This window comes from Planifilum fimeticola, from assembly GCF_003001905.1.
GTDB lineage: Bacteria > Bacillota > Bacilli > Thermoactinomycetales > DSM-44946 > Planifilum > Planifilum fimeticola.
In genome coordinates this window covers 1-18071 of record NZ_PVNE01000040.1, presented here as the reverse complement: position 1 = coordinate 18071, position 18071 = coordinate 1, and the positions used below count along the sequence as shown (strand labels likewise).

The window sequence follows — 18071 nt, the reverse complement described above, 5'->3', positions numbered from 1 at the left end:
TGGGTTCGTCCTGAACATATAAAAACCTTCCTTCGGAATTGTTTTATTCCGAATTCAACAAAAAAGGCTGTTGACCCTTCTTTGTCAACAGCCTCAGCAAGCTCAAATAGAGCTTGCTCAATAATATTCTAATACCTATAATACGAAACTGTTCTTCTCGGATAGTACTTTCTACCCGGTTTTATGAATGCATACGCATAATTGATACTGAGAGTGTTTATCCAGCTATACCTTTTTTTCCGAGTACTCCACCTGTACACATACCAGCGTTTATCTACAGAAACATATACAATGGTTACACCTTTTCGTCCAGTAGCCAGTGAATAAAACCATAACGAAGCGATCCCGACATAAAGATATTTGTTAACCTTTGCCAGGATGGAAATAATAAGCTTTTTAGCATACTTTTTCTTCTTCGAACTAATTGCTTTGTCAATAAATCCATAAGCAGTAGCTGCTGCATCCAAATCACTTTGAGATATATACCATGTCCAATACCGCTTTATCGTTTTAATATACCTTGCTCTATTGCCATCGGAATCGACCATCATTACAGGATTGTTATTTGCATAGGTGTATTTGTTAAAGGTAATAGGTTCAAATTCATCTTCTTCGGCGAGATCTCTACTCAAAAACCTTCCCGTCTCCGGATTGTAGTACCGGTTCTGTAGATAGTACAACCCCGTCTCCTTGTCATACCGGTACCCCGCGTAACGGTACGGATTCTCGACCGTTCCCGTCTCCTTCAGCAGTCTCCCAAAGGCATCGTACTCGTAGGTGGCAACTACATTCCCCGAGGAGTCGGTCAGCGCCAACACATCTCCGCGGTAGTTGGTCTGGTAGTAATATGTTTTGCCGTCCCGGGTCATGCTGACGGGTTCGTTGTTCGGGCCGTAGGTGTAGCTGGCGACGATCCGGTTGTTTTCGTCCGTCTCATACACCACGTTGTCGTTCTGGTCATAGTGGAACGTGATCGTCCCCGAAGACGTCGTCATCGTCTTCCGCATGCCGTCGGCCCGGTAGGTGAAGGAAGCGATGGTGTTCCCGCCGCTATCCTTGACCGCAACCAGCCGGTTTTCGGCATCGTAGACGTAGGTCCGGTTCCCGTCATTCGTCAGGTTGCCGTTGGCGTCGTGCGTGTATCTCGTCCCGTTGACTTGCCGTCAGCTGGTCCGCGTCGTCGTAGGTGTAGTTCGTGGTGAAGGTCGTGCCGCCCTTCGTTTCCTTCTTCGTCAGCCGGTTGCCGACAGCGTCATAGGTGTACTCGATCACCGTTCCGTCTGGCCGCGTTTCTTTGATCAGCTGCTCCAGGGCGTCGTAGACGTAGGTGGTTGTTCCCGCCGAAGAGGTGACCGCCGTGATGTTCCCCTTTGCGTCGTACGTGTAAGTGAAACTGTCTTGAATCTCTCCGTTCTTGTCCAAATTTATCTGTTCGATCAGGTCGCCGGCTCCGTTGTAGCGGAAGAGACTGACGCTGCCGTCGCCGTTCTTCCGGCTGGCGATCCGGTCCCCTTCGTCGTAGGTGAACCAGGCGCAGTTCGCTCTGTTTTCTGTAATTCGAATAAACTGGTTGAGCTAATTGTAGGTGAAGCTGTTAAACAAAACATCAGCCTGGCACGGGAAGATATTGAACGAGAATATAGATGACCCCAAAAATCACCACCATACCAAACGTTGCTCTCACAAATGCTCCCATGAAACCGAACCGCGCTTCCTTGACTTCCCATTCCTTGTAAAGTGAAAGGGCTATAGGCTCGATGATCAATCCCGTTATCACGAAAAGTACTTCAACAGCGATCAACAGATCTACATTTTTATCCCACACATACTTTACAAAAACCGTGCACACGAATGGTCAGAAGTAGGAGTAAATGGATGATGCTCTTGACTCTGAGCATATTTCTGAATGTACGGCGTGTCCTGCTCACCCTGCTTTACCTCCCCTTCACCAAGGTAGGTGAAGAGTTCCGTCCACCGTTAAATATTTCGTCTCTTCATGATCACCGGGTTCCCCGGGACGGTGCAACTCCCCACGCTGACTTCCCGGCAACGGTTCGCGGTGAAATTTGTTAAAAAGCGCTCTTATGAAACCGTCACCGGCCACGATGCACCCGGAAAGAATATATGGAACATAAAAGGGAAAGTCATTTCATCATCAAATACAAGATTGACGGCTACCAATGCCAAAATACTGATGAAAGCTACGCAGGCGCTTCATAAAAAATGACCCCTTCAATCAAGCATCGGAAGAGTTGGCAGACCCTTCCCACTATTATTTTAACATGCAGACTGCGCATCTCCGTAATCGGTTTGGAGTAGATTGTTTTGCCGCATGGATTGCGCTGACCGGCTGTTTCGGCCACAGGTGGAGCCGTAGAACCGGCTGTCCTCATTCGTGCTGCCCGCATCATCGTCATTGCCGGCCCGCATTCCGCTAGGCGACGGGAAGCCACACATGCAGGCGGATCACGTCTTCTTCGCCATCGGCCCAAATCTTTCCCCCGTGAAGTTCCACGAGCCGCTTGGCAATCGACAGGCCCAAACCGGTTCCGCCCGTCTCCTTCGATCTGGATTTTTCAAGCCGGTAAAAGCGGTCAAACAAGCGGGAGAGGTTTTCTTCGTCAATGGGCTGGGTTTTGTTTTTCACGGTCAAGCGCACTCCCTGATCCTTGGGGGAAAGGCTGACCCATACACTGCTCGGCCGGAGGCTGTATTTCAGGGCGTTTCCCAGCAAATTTTCCATGATGCGGACAAATTTGTCGGGGTCGATTTCCACATAATATTTCTCCTGTGGAATCGTCGATTTCAACGCGAGGCGTTCCTTCTCAAACAGGGGGCCGTAATCAATGACAAACTGGAGCAGGATATCGTTCAGACACAACCGCTGCTTGTTCAGCCGGATCTCCCCCTGCAATCGCGTGTATTCAAACAGATCCTCGATCAAATCTTCCAGCATCTCCATCCGGTCATAGGCGATCTGAATATAGGTTTCCAGTTCCTCATCGCTTTGGTACTTCTTGTCCTTCAGCAGCTGGAGGTATCCTTTGGCGGAGGTAAGGGGTGTCCGAAGATCGTGGGAGATGCCGATGATCAGTTCATTCTTGCTCTTTTCCAGCTCCCTCTCCCGCTCGAATTTGTTCTTCAGTTCCAGGGACATGGCGTTGATGTTCCTGCACAGTTCGGAGATCTCATCATTTCCCCGGATCTCAATCGTGGTGCCGAACCCCTTGTTGGCGATCTCCATCACCTTTCTGGAGATGTATTTGAGGTACTCAATTTTCCTGTACACAATCAGATAAAACAGGACGGCAAAAAAGACAATGCCGAGGAAAAATGCAAAGGCGGAGATGGGCCGGAAATAAGGGCTCAACTTCTCAATGCGGTAAATGGTATGGGTCAAGATCCCCAGAAAAAACAGCGTGATCACATAGCTGACCGCAATCGAAAACAACAGCTGCAGGCTCAGTTTGGACTGCCATTTTCGCTTCATTCGATTTTGTACCCCACTCCCCAGACATTTTTCAGATAGATCGGTTTCCGCGGATTTTCCTCTATTCCGGATATGGACCATCACCGTATTCTCCGACCCCAACATGGGCTCTTTCCAAACGTGCTCATAGATTTTCCGGCTGCTGAAAACCATCCCCTGATGGCGGGCGAGAAGCTCCAGGATCGCGAATTCCTTGGGAGTCAGCTTCACTTCCCTCCCGTTGACAAAGACCTGGTGCGTCTTCGTTTCGATGATCAGATTGCCGATTTCGATCCGGCTCTGATCCGATCTGCTTTGCGAGGGATTATAGCGAAGGTATCTCCTCAACTGGGATTTGACCCGGGCAACCAGCTCCAGGGGATTGAAGGGCTTGGTGATGTAATCGTCGGCCCCGACGCTGAGCCCGTGGATCTTGTGCAGATCTTCCGTCTTTGCCGACAGCATGATGATCGGAACTTCGCTTTCCTCCCGAATCTTTAAACAGGCATCGATACCATCCATCTTCGGCATCATGATGTCCAGAATGATCAGGTGGACTTCATTTCTCGAAAGAAGGTCCAGAGCTTCCAGGCCGTCTCCCGCCTTCAGGACGTGAAAACCTTCGTTTTCCAGGTAAATCGCAATCAGGTTCCGTATCTGGGCATCATCATCAATCACCAGAATCGTCGGCTGCATGTTGATCCCCCCTGCATCCCCGAACGGAGTGAAGATGGCTTGACTCCATCATTGAAACAGGTCCGAACGAAAAACGCTCCAACCCCGTCGTCAAAAAGGGCATATGCGAGGTCCGGGCGCCGCAAGAACCTTTCCTAAATAATATCCCGTTTCCGGTGTGTTTTAACGATCTCCAAGGAAGCAACCTCCAGGATTCAATAAGTCTTCCGAGACAAACAAGGCAGGAAGCGGATCCCGCCCATCGAAGGCCCACACCCCTGGGCTCATCACGAACGCTCCGGCGCTTCCGTCCCCTTCAACCGGGGAGACGGCTCTTCCATCAGTTCGACCGCATCGGCGAAACAAACCGCTCCGGGATAGAAACCCTCCCGCATCTGCGGGTCCCTTTTAAAGACAAACCGTTTGCAATCGGGCGTTCCCACCTGCATGTACATTGTCAGGGTCCCGGTCCCGGTTCCACCAGGACGGAAGCCCTTTCCCAGCCGGCATTCTCTCCGCCAAAAACCTTGATCTCGGGGCAATGCTTCCCACCCGGAGGGCAGACTGCACAAACTTGGAGAAAAAGATCCAACTGCTCGTACAGCCTCGCAAGACGCATTCAGGTTCCTTCCTTTCGGGACCGATCATAACCAACAAATCTAAAGATCCAGGGAGGAAAAACGAAAGACTTTCTAAAGACCGGATCATGAAAATTCGCCATACAAAAATTGAATCCGCTTTCAAAACGCCCGCATTCCCTTGTCTCTCCCGCCTTTCGGGGGGATGATGGAATCGAAGAGTTCGCCCGAGGAGGGAAGTGGAGATGAAACCGATGCGTTCGAAGACATCCGGTGTATGGGAATTTTTCCAAGGGCTCGGCAAGACCTTCATGCTGCCGGTCGCCCTGCTGGCCTTTATGGGTCTCATGCTGGGGGTGGGAAGCGCCTTTTCGGGGGCCGCGACGATCGAGGCCTTTCCCTGGCTGGGAAACCCGGTTTTGCAGACCTTCTTCAAATTCATCGCGACCATCGGCGGTTTCGCGTTCACTTATCTGCCCGTCCTTTTTGCGATGGCCATTCCCCTGGGGTTGGCCCGCCAGGAGAAGGGCGTCGCCGCCTTTTCCGGCTTTGTCGGCTATATCGTCATGCATCTGTCCATCAACTTCTACCTGACCGAAACCGGCCGATTGGCTCCGGAGGAAGCCATGCGACAGGCCGGTCAGGGGATGGTCATGGGAATTCAGACCTTCGAGATGGGGGTGCTGGGCGGCATCATCGCCGGGATCATCGTCCACTTCCTGCATCGAAGGTTCCATGCGGTTCAACTGCCCGACGCCTTCGCGTTTTTCAGCGGGGCCCGCTTCGTTCCGATCGTCACCGCCCTGGTGATGTCCGTCGTCGGAGTTGCCATGCCGATGATCTGGCCGCTGTTTGCCTGGATGATCGGCGGGATCGGATCCTTGATCCAGAAGGCGGGGGCCGTCGGCCCCTTCCTGTTCGGCGCCGGCGAACGGCTACTGCTTCCCTTCGGACTGCACCACATCCTGGTCGCCCTGATCCGCTTCACGGAGGCGGGCGGCACGGCCGTCGTCTGCGGTGAAACGGTGGCCGGAGCCCTCAACATCTTTTACAAGGAGCTCTCCTGTCCCGAAGTGACCCAGTTCAGCGTCCAGGCCACCCAGTTCCTGTCCCAGGGAAAAATGCCCACCTTCCTGTTCGGGCTGCCCGCCGTCGCCCTGGCGATGTATCACACGGCCCATCCGGAAAACCGCAAAAAAATCCGCGGGCTTCTGATCTCCGGCGTCGTGGCGTCGGTGGTGGCCGGCATCACGGAGCCGATTGAATTCCTCTTCCTGTTCGTCGCCCCCGTTCTGTACCTCATCCATGCCGCCTTGACGGGCCTGGGATTCATGACGATGGGACTGTTGGGCGTCACCATCGGAAACACGGACGGAAACATCATCGATTTCATCGTCTTCGGCCTGCTGCAGGGATGGAAGACCAAATGGTACCTGGTTCCGATCGTCGGCGCGGTCTGGTTTATCGTGTATTACGCGATCTTCCGCTTCGCCATCGTCCGGTTCGATCTGAAGACGCCCGGCCGGGAAAACAAGGAGCCGTCCGGCGGGAAAGAGGAACCCTCGGGCGAAACGGGAAAAACGATCGACTACAACGCCCGGAAGGTGCTGGAGGCGTTGGGGGGAGCCGAAAACATCCTCTCCCTCGACAACTGCATCACCCGCCTCCGACTGGTCGTCAAGGACATGAAACCCATCGATGAGGAAGCCTTGAAGGCCAATGGGGCCATCGGCGTCGTGAAGCTGGACGATGCCAATCTTCAGGTGGTGGTGGGGCCGCAGGTCGGGCTCCTGAAGAACCGCCTGGAAAAACTGATCGAACAGCAAAGGACATCGGATCATGAAGTATGATTTCGACCGGGTGATCGACCGCCGGGGAACCCACTGCACGCAATGGGATTACGTGGAGGATCGCTTCGGGATGCCCGATCTGCTTCCCTTCACCATATCGGACATGGATATCCCGTCGCCGACGGCCATCCTCAAGGCCCTGGAAAACCGGGTGAAGCACGGGATCTTCGGGTATACCCGATGGAACCACCGGGAATTCAAGGGGGCCGTCCGCCGCTGGTTTGCCCGGCGCTTTTCCGCCGACATCGACGAAGATTGGATCGTTTACAGCCCTTCGGTCATCTATTCCTGCTCCAAGCTGATCGGGATGTTGAGCGAGGAAGGGGACCACGTCGTGGTGCAGACACCCGCCTACGATGCCTTTCATCCCATGGTGAAAGCCCTCCGGCGCCGGTGGGTCCCCAATGAACTGAAGGATGTCCAGGGCCGGTATGAGCTCGATTTTGCCGATTTGGAGAAAAAGCTCGCCCATCCGAAGGCGAAAATCCTGCTGTGGTGCAGTCCCCACAACCCGACGGGAAGGGTCTGGCGGAGATGGGAGCTGGAAGAGGTGATCCGTCTTTGCCGGAAACACCGGGTAGCCGTCATCTCCGATGAAATCCACATGGACATCGTCTACGCCCCCGGACGCCACATTCCCATCACGCAGGTCGCCGACGGCCACCTCGAAGGGGTCTTCCTCTGCACCTCGGCCTCGAAAACCTTCAACATCCCCGGACTGGGAGGCTCCTATGCGATTCTCCCGAATCCCGACATCCGCCGCCGCTTTTTGACGACCCTGAAGGAGCGGGACGGCCTTTCCAGCGCCAGCATTCCGGGGACCCTGGCGACGATCGAGGGATACAACCACGCCGAGGATTGGGTGGATTCCCTGGTGGAGTATCTTCAGGACAACATGAAAGCCGTCTCCTCCTTTTTAAGGCGCCACTTGCCGGAATTTCGATTTACCATGCCGGAAGCCACCTATCTGGCATGGATCGACGCATCCCGCACTCCCTTCACGGAAGAGGAGTTGCAGGAGGCCCTGATCCGCCGGGGAAAAGTGGCGATCATGCCCGGAAGCGTATACGGAGCAAATACGGCCTCCTTTTTGCGCATGAATGTCGGCTGTCCCCGCTCCAAGGTGCTTGAGGGACTGAAACGGATGAAGACGGCGGTGGATCAACTGCACCGGGATCTCGGCGATTAGACTTTTCACCGCCGTCGTTCCGCTGCTGACGGGATATCCGTCAGCAGTTTTCTTTTTCGTGGTATACTGAAAAGGATCATCACCGGGGAGCGGGAACGACGGATGAGGCATTTGTTGAAACGGTGGATGCCGGAGCGGCAAAACCTGAGCCCCTTGGAGCAACGGGTGCTGGACTACCTGTTTGATCATCCCGAACGGGTCATCCGCTGCAAGGCGGAGGAGCTGGCCAAAACCCTGTTCGTCTCCACGGCGACCATCAGCCGGACATGCCAGGCTCTCGGGTTTCGGGGATTTCAGGAACTGAAATACGCCCTTCAGCAGGAGCTCCTGAAGGAGCCCGGCGGCAACGGCGCTCCGGAGACCTTTCCCTTGCAGAAACACGTGGACCGGTTTCGCCGGGATTTTGAAGAGACGATCCGCCAACTGGACTACGAAAAAATCCGGCAAGCGGCCGCGCTCATCCGCGAAAGCCCGAGAATTGAGTTTTTCGGCGTGGGCAACTCCCTGTTTCCTTGCCTGGACGCGGCCAAAAAACTGACCTTTGCCGGCAAATGGTGCAACGCCCGGACCGATTGGGACGACCTGGAGGTGACCGCCCAATCGATGACAGGAGATGATCTGGCATTTCTCGTCTCCTACAGCGGTGAAACGCAGAGCATTTTGCATTTTGCCCGCACGCTGAAAGCGAACGGCGTCAAGATGATCAGTCTCACTGGCCCGCACCCCAACCGGTTGGAAAAGATGGCGGACCTCGTGCTGAAGGGGCATATGACGGACTGCTACTTCGGCAACCTGGACCTCTGCTCGCGGTTTCCCATGAATCTTCTGCTGGATTTGGTGATCATCGAGTATATTCGCCGGTGGAAAGCCCCTTCCCAGTCCGGCGAACCATAATCCAAATTTCGCGGAGAAGGCGTGTACAATAGTTCCTAAAATTTATCCATTCCTTTCTTTCCACTTATTCCCGAACTTTGTAAACTGGTGTATATTGAACTTGATGAAACGCGGAAGAAGGAGTGATCGGTTTTGAACCCGTTGGAGCTAAAGGAGATCGGGGACATCATCCGCAAAGTGCGGAAGGAAAGGGGGTTACGTCTGGAAGACTTGGCGGACGATCAGATCTCCCCCGCCACCATCAGCAACATCGAACGGGGCGTCCCCCACGTCCGGCCCGACAAGGTGATGTACCTTCTCCAGAAACTGGATATTCCCTTGGACAAGCTGCCGGAAATCATGAACGGAGAACAGCGCGAGCTGGAAGGCCTCCGCCTTCGCCTGCTTATCGTCGAAACCCTTTCGGACATCGGCCGCCACGATGAAGCGCTGGAAATGCTCGAATCCCTGAAAATGGAAGACAGCCATCTGCTCGCTCCCGCCGCCTATTTCCTCCGCGGAAAGATCCTCTACCGCAAACAGAAATGGCGCCAGGCGGAACGCGCCTTCACCAACGGCATCCGTCTCTCCGAAAATCAACCCCACGGCGATCGCTCCAACATGTTATCCACCTGCTATCTCATGCTCAGTTTATGCAGCTACCATCAAAACAACCTGGAGAAAGCGCTGGAATATACGGAAAACGGCATCGAGGCCTTTCATCCCGAAGGGGAGAGACCATATACCATTTACACGCTGCTCCGAAACAAAGCCATCTATCTGGAACGGATGGGGCGGGTGGTGGAAGGCCTGAAGGTGATCGAAGAGGTATGGGAGGATCTTCCGAAGATCCGGCAGATGGAGACCTATTTGAGCTTGTACTGGTTGAAGGCGGAATTGCTCCGCCGCAGCGGCGTCCTTGACGATGCGATGAAAGTATGTATGGAAGGATTACATATCGCCCGATTGAACAAGGAATACGGCAGTTTGTTCGATCTGTGGACGGTTTTGGGGAGCATCTACATCGAGAAAGGCGAATGGGAAAAAGCCGAAGCTTGTTTTCGGCTGACCATGGGCATCAAAAGCGATGAGATCCAGGCGGATCGACTTGCCACCACGTACACCCAACTCGGGTTGCTCTTCATGCACCGGAAAAAATGGGAGGAATCCGAAAAGTTCCTCACAGAGGCGATCAAATGCGGCGAAAAGGGGAACGATATACGGATCCTGATCAACGCCCTTTCATCCATGGGAGATCTCCATCGCATCCAGGACAACATCGACGAAGCCATCCCCTATTACCGCCGGGCGGCCGAACTCAGCAACAAATACCGGTTCCGGGAAAAGGAATACGATGCTTGGTACCGCCTCGCCCAGTGTTACGAGAAGAAGGACGAGGAGGAATTCCGCCGTTGCACGGTAAATATGTTTAAGGTGCGGGAATATGTTCACGAACAGCGTGGGAGGTGGCTCCAATGAGGTGGATAGGCGTTTTGCTGATTTTCTCCCTCGTGCTATCGGTGATGGCCTGGTCGGACGGCGGGCGGCACACCGGTCCGCTGGTGGCTGACAACTCCCTGCAAAACGAAGACATCGATCCGACAAGCGCATTCCCGGGCCCGACGAGCGCATTCCCGGGCCCGACGAGCGCATTCCCGGGTCCGACGAGCGCATTCCCGGGTCCGACGAGCGCATTCCCGGGCCCGACAGGCGCATTCCCGGGCCCGACGAGCGGATTCCCCGGACCGGTCTGATCTTTCAACTCCTGAGCAGATGACCTGTTCAGGAGTTTTTTTTGTTTTTTCTCTCCCTCCCGTCCTGCATACTCAAACCATTTAATCCAAATACTGCAATCAAAAGGGACATCCATTGGAGGTATATTTGATGAATCTTACGAGGCTTTGGACGGGACTGACGCTGGTTTTCGTCATCTCCTTCGCCATCTTGGGGTATTACGGAGGGTAAATCTATCAGACGATGCCTCCCGTTCCCAAACGGGTGGTCACCCCCGACGGCAGGGTGCTGTTCACCGGAAAGGAGATCAAGGACGGACAGAATGTTTGGCAGTCCATCGGCGGACAGGAAGTGGGTACCATCTGGGGGCACGGAGCGTATGTGGCGCCGGACTGGAACGCCGACTGGCTGCACCGGGAAGCGATGTGGATCCTCAACAAATATGCGACGGAGCAGTACGGTAAGGCCTATGAGGGGCTGGACGAAGAAAGGCAAGCAATGCTGCGCGCCCGTTTGAAGAAGGAAATCCGGACCAACACCTATCAGGAAGACACGGGAGATCTGATCCTATCGCCGATCCGGGCGGAGGCCGTCGAGGCGATCAGCAAACATTATGCCGGGTTGTTCGGAAGCGATCCCAAACTGGACAAACTGCGCGACCAATACGCCATCCCCCGGAACACGATCAAAGATCCAAAGCGGATGCGGGCCCTGAACGCCTTTTTCTTCTGGACGACCTGGGCCTGCGCGACCAATCGTCCCGGCGAGAACATGACCTACACAAACAACTGGCCCCACGAGCCGTTGATCGGCAATGTGGCCACAGGGACCATGGTGATTTGGTCCGTGGTCAGCTTTGTTCTGCTGCTGGCCGGAATCGGGGCCCTCGCCTGGTATTACGCCAAACAACAACACACCGAGTTGGAGGAGACCTTTCCCGAAAAGGACCCCCTGCTGGCCTTGTCCCCCACCCCCTCCATGAGGGCGACCCTGAAATATTTCTGGGTGGTCGCCGCCTTGTGGGTGATTCAGGTCGGTCTGGGCGCGGTCACCGCCCATTATCAGGTGGAAGGGAGCGGCTTTTACGGCATCCCGCTCGCGGAATGGCTGCCCTACTCGGTGACGCGCACCTGGCACACCCAGCTGGGGATCTTTTGGATCGCCACCGCCTGGATCGCCGCCGGACTGTTCGTGGCCCCCGCGGTTTCCGGTCGGGAACCGAAATACCAGCGTTTTTTCGTCAACTTGCTCTTTGTCTGCCTGCTCATCATCGTGGTCGGCTCCCTGGCAGGCCAGTGGATCGGGGTCCAGCAGCGCCTCGGCCTGAAAACCAACTTCTGGTTCGGGCACCAGGGGTACGAATATACGGATTTGGGCCGGTTCTGGCAGCTGTTCCTGACGGTGGGGCTTTTCCTCTGGCTGTTCCTGATGGCCCGGGCCATTTGGCCCGCGCTCAGGGAAAAGAAGGACGACAGACATCTGCTCATCCTGTTCCTGATCGCCTCCACCGCCATCCCCGTATTTTACATTCCGGCGCTGCTCTGGGGACAGCATACGCACCTGGCTATCGCCGAATACTGGCGCTGGTGGGTGGTCCACCTGTGGGTGGAGGGATTTTTTGAGGTTTTCGCCACGGTGGTCATCGCCTTCCTGTTCACGCGGATGGGATTGCTGCGGATCTCGACGGCCACCACCTCGGTCCTGTTTTCGACGATCGTCTTTTTGTTCGGCGGGATCATCGGCACCTTCCATCACCTGTACTTCAGCGGCACCCCGATCGGCGTGCTGGCCTTCGGCGCCACCTTCAGCGCGCTGGAGGTGGTTCCCCTGGTGCTGATCGGCTTTGAGGCCTATGAGAATTTGACCCTGTCCCGCGCCCGCCCCTGGGTGCAGGCATACAAGTGGCCGATTTACTACTTTATCGCCGTGGCCTTCTGGAACCTGGTGGGGGCAGGCCTGTTCGGATTCTTCATCAACCCCCCGATCGCCCTCTACTACATGCAGGGTCTCAATACCACCTCCGTGCACGGGCACACGGCGCTGTTCGGAGTTTAGGACTCATGCTGTTCTGCCTGCGGGGACTCACCCGTCGCCGCATGTGGAAAACCAAAGCCCTCGCCTTCTCCTTCTGGGCGATCAACATCGGTCTGGCCTTGATGGTATTGCTCAGCCTCCTGCCCATCGGGTTGATGCAAACCTGGGCCAGTGTGGAACACGGCACCTGGTACGCCCGTTCGGCGGAATTCATGTCGCGGGGGATCATCGACACCTTTGTTTGGCTCAGGACCGTCGGCGACACCATATTTGCCGTCGGCGCCCTGGCTCTCGGCTGGTTCATCCTCGGCCTCAAGACCGGCTGGTCCTTCACCGATGAAGAGCTTCCCTACGCTCGGGACGGCGGGAGCCCCGTCAAGTAGCCGGCGCCCTTTCCCGCCGGTGAGAAGGGATTCGCCTCCGCCATACCGTCATCCTTTGGTGCACAGGCCGCGTTCTCGACAACCTCACCTGCGCTTCAAAGGGAGCATCCGCCCTATCGTCCAAAAACCTTCCGATCGGCGGCGGATGCCCCCGCGCTCTTGCATCCGCAGGAATTGATCGAATTTTATGCCATTAATATTTATAATTATGCATTTTTGCTGGAAGCGCTTACTCCCCTGGTATTTCTCGATAAATCCCAGGTGTTCCCGCGATCATGACGGGTGGTCATGAGGAATAAACAATCTTTTGTATGAATAAAAATCATTTTTTCTCTTGTTTGATCAGCAGATTCATGATATTCTTTACTTAATATGTTCTTAACCATTATTCGATACCTCTCACATTTTATGGTTCCCCGCGATTCTCCTTCCCTCGATTCCGCCCCCCTGTCCGGTCGGCGCACGCGCGCGCGCAGGAGGCTCCCCTTCGACAAGTCCGGAAAGTCCGTCGTCCCCGCCTCTGCCGGAACCGGGGAAGTATCGGCGACCCGGGCGAAGCAGATCGCCCCGGAACACGCCGCCGAGGGGAAAATCGTGCGGAACGATCATCGATGTCATGGAGGTGAACCCCAACGATGACTGGTTGCAAAAAGCTCTCCGACCTCGGCCGTTTTCGGAACTTGTTGAAGGAGGAACACGACAGCTGTGGGATTGTCGCCGTCATCGAAAAGGACGGAAATCCCAGTCGAGACAACCTCTTCGATACCATCGACGCGCTGGTCAAGATGGAGCATCGCTCCGGTTTCATCAACGGAGAAGGGGACGGATGCGGAATCCTGACCGACATCCCCCGCGACCTGTGGGAACGGAAACTGGCCGATGCGGGACTCCCTTCCGAAAAGGCCCGCAGCGACCGTTTCGTGGTCGGCCACCTGTTCATCCCGAAGCAGGGCGACATCCCCGCTGTTCAGAATTCAATTCGCAAAAAATTCGAACAAAACGGACTCGCCATACTGGTGGAAGAGATGGATCGGGTGAACAGCCGCGTCCTCGGCAAAAACGGCCGGGCCGACGAGCCCCATTTCTGGCAGATCGCCCTGGAAGCCGACTCTTCCGATGGACTTCCCGCCCGACTGTTCGACCTGGTGGTGGACATCGAATCGTCGCTGCCGGTCCAGGCGGCTTCCCTCAGCAATCGAACAGCGGTCTACAAGGTAATGGGTGCAGCCAGTCTGCTGACTCAATACTTCCATGACTTGGGCCGCCCGGAATATCGGACGGCGGTCACCATCGGCCACAACCGGTATTCGACCAACACCCTCTCCAACTTCTTCCGGGTTCAGCCCTTCTCCCTCCTGGGTCACAACGGAGAAATCAATACCATCCGAAAGCTGCGGGATGAAGCCCGAATGATCGGCGCTCCCCTGGCGGAGGACAGCAGCGATTCCCAGGATCTGAACCGCGTCGTGGAAACGCTGATCCACCGTTACGGCTTCTCGCTGTTTGAAGCGATCGAAATGGTGTTTCCGCCGATCCTCCACGAACTGAAACAGCTTCCCGAAGAACTGAAGGATCTTTATACCTACTACCGGCAAATGTGGGGACCCTTCGCCCAGGGACCGGCCGCCATCGTTTCCCGCTACGGGGACGAGTGCGCCTTCAGCGTGGATGCGCTGGGACTGCGCCCCCTGTGGATGGTGGAAAGCGAACGCGCCCTCTTTTTCTCCTCCGAACAGGGAATCATCCCCGTCCATCGCATGGTGAGCGAACCGAAGCCCCTGGCTCCGGGGGAAACGGTGGGGGTCCAACTGAAACCCCACGCCGTGGTTTTGGACCACCACGAGCTGCAGGGGCTGGTTCTGGAGCGGGCCAAAAAGAGGGCGGACTTCCGGGAATACCGAAAATATCTTTCCGTGCCCGCGGCGCCGAAGGCCGTTCCCCGATCCGAGGTGGAAGCGGCCACCAACGCGGAATACGCCGCCTTCGGCTGGGACCGGGAACACATCCAGCTGGTGGAGCAGATGGCCGACACCGGCAGCGATCCGATCCGCTCCCTCGGCCATGACGGCCCATTGGCCGCGCTGTCCCATGTGCGGCAAAACATCCCGGATTTTATCAAGGAAAGCGTGGCGGTGGTGACCAATCCCGCCATCGACCGGGAGAGGGAGATGGAGCATTTCTCCACCCGGGTCGTCCTGGGAGGCCGGCCTCCGCTGTACGAAGCGGATTCCAATCCCCTCCGCCTGGAGCTCCCCTCGCCGATTCTCGCCGAAGGGGTTTTCGGAGCCCAGGTGACGAAGGAGCACGACACCTTCACGTTGGAAGAGGTGGTATCCCTCTTCGAAGAAAAGGGATTGGTGGAGCGGCTCTCCCTGACCTGGCCCCGTGAATCATCCATCCCCAATTCGCTGGACCAGTTGGCCGAACGGGCGGTCCGGGCCGTTCGAAACGGGAAAACGCTCCTTTTGCTGGACGACTCGGATTGCCATCGGAACGACCGGCTCTTCCTCGATCCCCACCTGGCCGTCTCCAAGGTGGATCTGAGCCTGAAGGAGGCGCCGGTCCCGGATTCGGAGCAGAACCTGCGCCGGCGGGCGAGCATCCTTCTCCGCTCGGCGGCGATCCGAAGCCTGCACGATGTGGCCGTAGCCGTAGGGTTGGGCGCCGATGTGGTGGCACCCCATTTGATGTTCGCCACCCTGGTGGAAAAGGAAGACAAATCGGCGCCTCTTCTCTATGAAGCCCTCAACAAGGGACTGGAAAAGGTGATCTCCACCATCGGGATCCACGAACTGCGCGGCTACGCCCGGCTTTTCTCCTCCATCGGCCTGAGCCCCGAAGTGGCCGATGTGCTGAACATCGTCAACTACTGCGGATCGGAACGGGGGGGAACCTCCTGGGAGGATCTGAAGGCGGACGCCGAGGCCCGATACGCAGATTTCTCCGATGCGAAGGCTAAGCCCGTGCGCACCTTCCACCTGTGGCCCCGGATCTGGAAGTCGATCGGTCAGGTGGCCTCCGGGGACATCGAGTACCGGGAGTTTGCCGACAAGCTGGAGGGCATTGAGAGGGAAAACCCGATCTCCCTGCGCCACGTCGCCGACCTGGACCTCGAATCCGCCCGCGAGCGCGTCGGCCCCCCCGTGGAGCCCGGCGAGGTGGATATCGGCGTGGGGGATCACAGCCTGCCCCTGGTGATCAGCTCCATGTCCTTCGGCTCCCAGAATGAAGTGGCCTTCCGCGCCTACGCCGAAGCGGCGGAACGCCTCAACATGGTCAGCCTGAACGGGGAAGGCGGGGAGATCAAGGACATGCTGGGCAAATACCCGCGCACCCGGGGACATCAGATCGCCTCCGGCCGGTTCGGGGTCAACGTGGAATTGGCCAACTCGGCCCTGATCCTGGAAATCAAGATCGGCCAGGGTGCCAAGCCCGGGGAAGGAGGTCACCTGCCCGGGAAAAAGGTGTCGGCCAAGGTGGCGGCGGCGCGGAACGCCAGCCCCGGAGTGGACCTGATCTCCCCCTCCAACAACCACGACATCTATTCGATCGAAGACCTGGCCCAGATCATCACGGAACTGAAGACCGCCAACAAATACGCCAAAGTGATCGTCAAGGTGCCGGTGGTGCCCAACATCGGAACCATCTCCGTCGGGATCGCCAAGGCGGGGGCGGACATCATCACCCTGTCCGGCTTTGACGGCGGCACCGGCGCGGCCCGAATCCACGCCCTTCAACACGTGGGCCTGCCGGTGGAAATCGGGGTGAAGGCCGCCCATACCGCCCTCGTCGAGGCGGGTATTCGCCACCAGGTGGAACTGTGGGCCGACGGCGGCCTGAAGAGCGGGCTGGATGTCGTCAAAATGGTTCTCCTCGGTGCGGACCGGGTCGGCTTCGGCACTCTGGCCATGCTGGCCATCGGCTGCACCACCTGCAGAGGATGTCACCTGGACACCTGTCACGTCGGGATCGCCACCCAGATCGAAACCGTGGAGGAAGCCCAGGAGCACGGCTTGAAGCGGTTCGTGCCGCGGCGGTTTGACGTCGCCGTCGATGGACTGATCCGCCTCTTCACCGCCTTCGGGGAGGAAATCCGGCGACTCACGGGACAGCTCGGATTCAGGCGGCTTCAGGACATGGTGGGACGCTCCGATCTGCTGGTGCAGACCCGGGCCTTGGATCGCCTCGATCTGACCGATCTCCTGCGACCGGTTCCCGAAACGTGGAAGGAGCTTGCGGATGCCGCAGTGCCCGCCGCGGTCGAGAGCAAGGTGCTCGTCGCGGCCGGTGCCGAGGCGGATGCGGACCGGTTCGAAGCGATCTCCTTCGACCGCCCCGTTTCGAAAACCTTCCGCAATGTGGGCTGCTCCGAGCGGGTTCTTGTCAGCAGCGTGTCCGGCGCTCGGGTGCGGAACCGGTTGGACGGCAGCTACCACCGACTGCCCGATGTGCACCTCACCTTTGATGAGGGGTCCGTTCCGGGCAACGGTCTGGCCGCCTTCAACGCGGAAGGGGTTCACGTGGTGGTGAAGGGAGGAGCCCAGGACGGCGTCGGAAAAACCGCTTTCGGCGGGAAGGTGTCGATCCTGAAGTCGCCGGGCGCTTTCGGAAAATGGATCAACGGTTCCGTCGGAAAAGGCTTCTGCTACGGTGCGCAGAAGGGATTGTTCATCGTCCAGGGCAACGCCGATTCCCGCACCGGCATCCGCCTCTCCGGGGCCGACGTGATCATCGCCGGCGAACCGACCGAACCCCTCCGGGACGATCTGGGGATGGTCGCCAACCGGGCCAACATCAAGGGCTTCGCCTTCGAGTACATGACCGCCGGACGCGCCGTCGTCCTCGGGGATCCGGGGCCCTGGATCTGTTCCGGCATGACCGGCGGGAGAGTCTACCTGAGGCTCATCCCGGAGATGGGACTGGACGAAGCCGCCCTGATGCGGCGAATCGCCAAAGGGGCCAAGGTTCACCTGGAACCCCTGGATGATCAGGGCGTGAAGGATCTCAGGGAACTTTTGGGCGTCTATCAACGGGAACTCCTCTCCTCCGGCCAAATCCGGGAAGCGGAGAAGATCGAAAAGCTGATCAGCCATCCGGACCGTTCCTTCCTGATGGTCATCCCGCACAGGGTCCAGTCCGATCCCTCCATCTCCACGGAGTAAACGAACTCCCCCCCTTTAAAGGGGGGAGTGAGGCTGTTGACAAAGAAGGGTCAACAGCCTTTTTTGTTGAATTCGGAATAAAACAATTCCGAAGGAAGGTTTTTATATGTTCAGGACGAACCCA

9 protein-coding genes and 3 pseudogenes are annotated in these 18071 nt (G+C 56.9%); 7 read left to right on the top strand and 5 right to left on the bottom strand.

The features are described 5' to 3' along the window. Positions 1 to 128: 128 nt before the first annotated feature. From CLV97_RS16720 to CLV97_RS16700, 5 genes and pseudogenes are all read right to left on the bottom strand, one after another. Positions 129 to 1118, bottom strand: a complete 990-nt coding sequence (locus tag CLV97_RS16720) for an RHS repeat-associated core domain-containing protein (RefSeq protein WP_483878497.1) — start codon at positions 1116 to 1118, stop codon at positions 129 to 131. After that, complete coding sequence (locus tag CLV97_RS16715) at positions 1108 to 1422, bottom strand: RHS repeat protein (protein ID WP_170070590.1); 315 nt, start codon at positions 1420 to 1422, stop codon at positions 1108 to 1110. Before CLV97_RS16715 ends, CLV97_RS16720 begins: the two co-directional genes overlap by 11 nt. A gap of 45 nt (positions 1423 to 1467) precedes the next feature. Beyond that, positions 1468 to 1557: pseudogene (locus tag CLV97_RS19075) on the bottom strand (hypothetical protein); the annotation flags it as partial. 877 nt (positions 1558 to 2434) lie between these two features. Then, positions 2435 to 3256: pseudogene (locus tag CLV97_RS16705) on the bottom strand (HAMP domain-containing sensor histidine kinase); the annotation flags it as partial. Positions 3257 to 3486: 230 nt separating this feature from the next. Beyond that, positions 3487 to 4165: pseudogene (locus CLV97_RS16700) on the bottom strand (response regulator transcription factor). Positions 4166 to 4967: 802 nt separating this feature from the next. Here CLV97_RS16700 and malX point away from each other — a divergent pair. The 7 genes from malX to CLV97_RS16660 all read left to right on the top strand — a co-directional run bounded on the left by malX (position 4968) and on the right by CLV97_RS16660 (position 17947). Then, positions 4968 to 6572: a maltose/glucose-specific PTS transporter subunit IIBC gene (gene malX / locus CLV97_RS16695; RefSeq protein WP_106346667.1), complete on the top strand. Its 1605-nt coding sequence runs from the start codon at positions 4968 to 4970 to the stop codon at positions 6570 to 6572. After that, positions 6562 to 7761: a MalY/PatB family protein gene (locus CLV97_RS16690; RefSeq protein WP_106346666.1), complete on the top strand. Its 1200-nt coding sequence runs from the start codon at positions 6562 to 6564 to the stop codon at positions 7759 to 7761. Before malX ends, CLV97_RS16690 begins: the two co-directional genes overlap by 11 nt. A 114-nt stretch (positions 7762 to 7875) precedes the next feature. Beyond that, entirely contained in the window at positions 7876 to 8655 is a 780-nt protein-coding gene (locus CLV97_RS16685) for a MurR/RpiR family transcriptional regulator (protein ID WP_245891683.1), read from the top strand. Between the two features lie 132 nt (positions 8656 to 8787). Further along, on the top strand, positions 8788 to 10113 hold the full coding sequence (locus CLV97_RS16680) for a tetratricopeptide repeat protein (RefSeq protein WP_106346665.1): 1326 nt from the start codon (positions 8788 to 8790) through the stop codon (positions 10111 to 10113). A gap of 498 nt (positions 10114 to 10611) precedes the next feature. Next, on the top strand, positions 10612 to 12423 hold the full coding sequence (locus CLV97_RS16670) for a nitric-oxide reductase large subunit (protein WP_245891682.1): 1812 nt from the start codon (positions 10612 to 10614) through the stop codon (positions 12421 to 12423). Between the two features lie 5 nt (positions 12424 to 12428). Continuing rightward, positions 12429 to 12785, top strand: a complete 357-nt coding sequence (locus tag CLV97_RS18680) for a hypothetical protein (protein ID WP_245891681.1) — start codon at positions 12429 to 12431, stop codon at positions 12783 to 12785. 635 nt (positions 12786 to 13420) lie between these two features. Next, positions 13421 to 17947 carry a glutamate synthase-related protein gene (locus CLV97_RS16660; protein WP_106346662.1) on the top strand — a complete coding sequence of 1509 codons (4527 nt, stop codon included), beginning with the start codon at positions 13421 to 13423 and terminating at the stop codon, positions 17945 to 17947. Positions 17948 to 18071: the final 124 nt, after the last annotated feature.

Excerpts from the sequence above, each read along its gene's own strand:
- malX (WP_106346667.1), top strand. The coding sequence starts at position 4,968 with ATGAAACCGATGCGTTCGAAGACATCCGGTGTATGGGAATTTTTCCAA.
- CLV97_RS16690 (WP_106346666.1), top strand. The coding sequence starts at position 6,562 with ATGAAGTATGATTTCGACCGGGTGATCGACCGCCGGGGAACCCACTGC.
- CLV97_RS16670 (WP_245891682.1), top strand. The coding sequence starts at position 10,612 with ATGCCTCCCGTTCCCAAACGGGTGGTCACCCCCGACGGCAGGGTGCTG.
- CLV97_RS18680 (WP_245891681.1), top strand. The coding sequence starts at position 12,429 with ATGCTGTTCTGCCTGCGGGGACTCACCCGTCGCCGCATGTGGAAAACC.
- CLV97_RS16660 (WP_106346662.1), top strand. The coding sequence starts at position 13,421 with ATGACTGGTTGCAAAAAGCTCTCCGACCTCGGCCGTTTTCGGAACTTG.